We start from the raw sequence: 2,212 nt of genomic DNA, 5'->3' as shown, positions 1-2,212 counted from the left end.
ATCGCTCACGTCTCGTGGGGCAATGACTGACTATAGAGCCGGTGAATAGCGCCAGACAAGAGCTACACCAGCGTATTGCCGTTCCGGAGAAGTACGGTCAGCAGCGTTGACGCATGAGATGACACACGAGCGCAAAGCAGCGATCCTTCGATCGCTTGTTTGCTCTTAAAAGTCTCCTTCCGGTCATGAGCGACAAACCCCAAGTGGAGCATAAGCTTTGGTGCTTCGCACCAAAGCTTGGATGCGCTCCTAGACAAGAGTAGCGCCGAGCGCGTTGGAAGCGGGCATAGAGCTGTGATTTGGCTCGCCTCTTTACTGCTGCTCCTTTGCGGCTGGAACTGAGAGCGCGGCAAACACAATCGCTGCAAGCAAAAGCGTGATTGCACCGACGAGAAGATAAGCCGGCGGATACGGGTTGTTCCCGCCCAGATTCAGGACGGCTCCTATCAGTGCGATGCCGAGGGCGAAGCCCACCTGGCGCATCGTCACGCACATGGCGGCCGCCGTCGCCGCTCGATCTGCTGGGACGGAAGAAACCGCGAAGGCTGTGATCTGGGCGTTGAACAGCGCGCACCCCGCTCCGCCCAGGAGCAACATCGCTCCAACGGCCCAAACTGCTGCCGGGTTGGACAGGTCAGTTGAAACGACCGCCAGGCCCAGTCCCGCGACGCCAACAACGGCTAACCCTCCGCCGAAATACAGGGGTGCCGGCATGGCCTGCGACAAGCGCGCCCCACGCCTGGCTGCATCGTTCTCCGTTGATCACGTGGTGAAAGCAATGATGAGCATTGTCTGGTCAGTCGTCCATCCGCGCTGTGCGGGGACAGGTCAGACCCGGCGCGCGCGGGCGCCCGCAAGGGGCGCCCCTACCGGCCGTCCGCTGTAGGGGCGACCCTTGTGGTCGCCCTCGGGGCAAGAAGCGACATGCGCAGCAAATTTGCAGCTGCGGGGTTCTATCTCACCGGCATGACGACGCTGCGGCCGATGCCTTCGGGGCGCGACAGCACGGCATGCGCCCTCAGCACGGCGTCGATCCTGGCGCGGATGTCGGGCGGGAAGGGGGCGGTCTTGCGGACGGCCATGTCGACATGGACAGTCATATTCTCCGAGGTTGCCGACAGCCAGCCGTCGGTGGCGTGGCGCAGCTCCTCAAACGTGTGCAGCCGCTTCTCGTCGGCGCCAAGCAGGTAGACCCAGATCTGCACGGGATCGCCGAGATGGATCTCGCGCAGATAGCGCACATGGCATTCGGCGGTGAAGGTCGAGCCATGGCGCTCCTTCATGTAGGTCGGCCCGATCCCGAGCTCGAGCCAGAGCTGGTCGATCGCCCGATCGAACATCACGTTGTAATAGGCCATGTTGAGATGGCCGTTGTAGTCGATCCATTGCGGCTCGATCTGCATGACCGAGGACAAAAACGGTTTTGGTCGCAACAGGGCATTGGCGTCGGTGATCGTCATGCTTTGTGTCCGTTTGTTCGATCCATCCCTTGACCCTCCAAACATCGCCGTGTCACGGTCGCACGTGAATGCGGGAGAAATGCAGTGGCGACCATTCCGACCCATGATTTGAAACGGCCGGAACCGAAGGCGCTGGCGAGCACGCTGGAGCGGCTGGCGGCACGGTTCGGCAACCGCCTCGTCACCTCGCAGGCGGTGCGCGACCAGCATGCCCATACCACGACCTGGCTCGCCTCGCAGCCGCCCGATGCGGTGGTCATGGCGCAGGAGACCGCCGACATCCAGGACGTGGTCAGGATCTGCGCCGAGCATCGCGTCCCCGTGATCGCATTCGGCACCGGCACCTCGCTGGAGGGCCAGGTCAATGCGCCGGCCGGCGGCATTTCGATCGACCTGCGCGACATGAACCGGGTGATCGAGGTCCATGCCGAGGACCTCGACTGCGTGATCGAGCCGGGCGTCACCCGCAAGGCGCTGAACGAGCATCTGCGCGACCAGGGCCTGTTCTTCCCGATCGATCCCGGCGCCGATGCCTCGCTCGGCGGCATGGCCTCGACGCGCGCATCGGGCACCAATGCGGTGCGCTACGGCACCATGCGCGAGAACGTGCTGGCGCTGAAGGTGGTGCGCGGCGACGGCGAGATCATCAAGACCGGCACGCGGGCGAAAAAATCCGCCGCCGGCTACGACCTGACGCATCTGTTCATCGGCGCCGAGGGCACGCTCGGCATCATTGCCGAACTGACCATGCG

The 2,212-nt window shown here is 63.5% G+C and carries 3 protein-coding genes; 1 reads left to right on the top strand and 2 read right to left on the bottom strand.

From position 1 onward, the window contains the following. Nucleotides 1-312: 312 nt before the first annotated feature. Both JOZ76_RS26345 and JOZ76_RS26340 read right to left on the bottom strand, forming a co-directional pair. Nucleotides 313-714 carry a hypothetical protein gene (locus JOZ76_RS26345; RefSeq protein WP_291703603.1) on the bottom strand — a complete coding sequence of 134 codons (402 nt, stop codon included), beginning with the start codon at nucleotides 712-714 and terminating at the stop codon, nucleotides 313-315. 239 nt (nucleotides 715-953) lie between these two features. Next, entirely contained in the window at nucleotides 954-1,460 is a 507-nt protein-coding gene (locus JOZ76_RS26340) for a thioesterase family protein (protein WP_291703601.1), read from the bottom strand. An 84-nt stretch (nucleotides 1,461-1,544) separates the two neighbouring features. Between JOZ76_RS26340 and JOZ76_RS26335 the strand changes: the two genes are divergently transcribed. Further along, nucleotides 1,545-2,212, top strand: a 668-nt coding sequence (locus JOZ76_RS26335) for an FAD-binding oxidoreductase (protein ID WP_291703599.1), incomplete at its 3' end; no start/stop codon positions are given.

It is taken from the genome of Bradyrhizobium sp., assembly GCF_019244115.1.
Lineage (GTDB): Bacteria > Pseudomonadota > Alphaproteobacteria > Rhizobiales > Xanthobacteraceae > Bradyrhizobium.
This window is presented reverse-complemented; position numbering and strand designations above follow the sequence as displayed.

What these genes read in the sequence shown, in the direction of transcription:
- JOZ76_RS26345 (WP_291703603.1), bottom strand. Translation starts at nt 714, where the DNA reads ATGCCGGCACCCCTGTATTTCGGCGGAGGGTTAGCCGTTGTTGGCGTC.
- JOZ76_RS26340 (WP_291703601.1), bottom strand. Translation starts at nt 1,460, where the DNA reads ATGACGATCACCGACGCCAATGCCCTGTTGCGACCAAAACCGTTTTTG.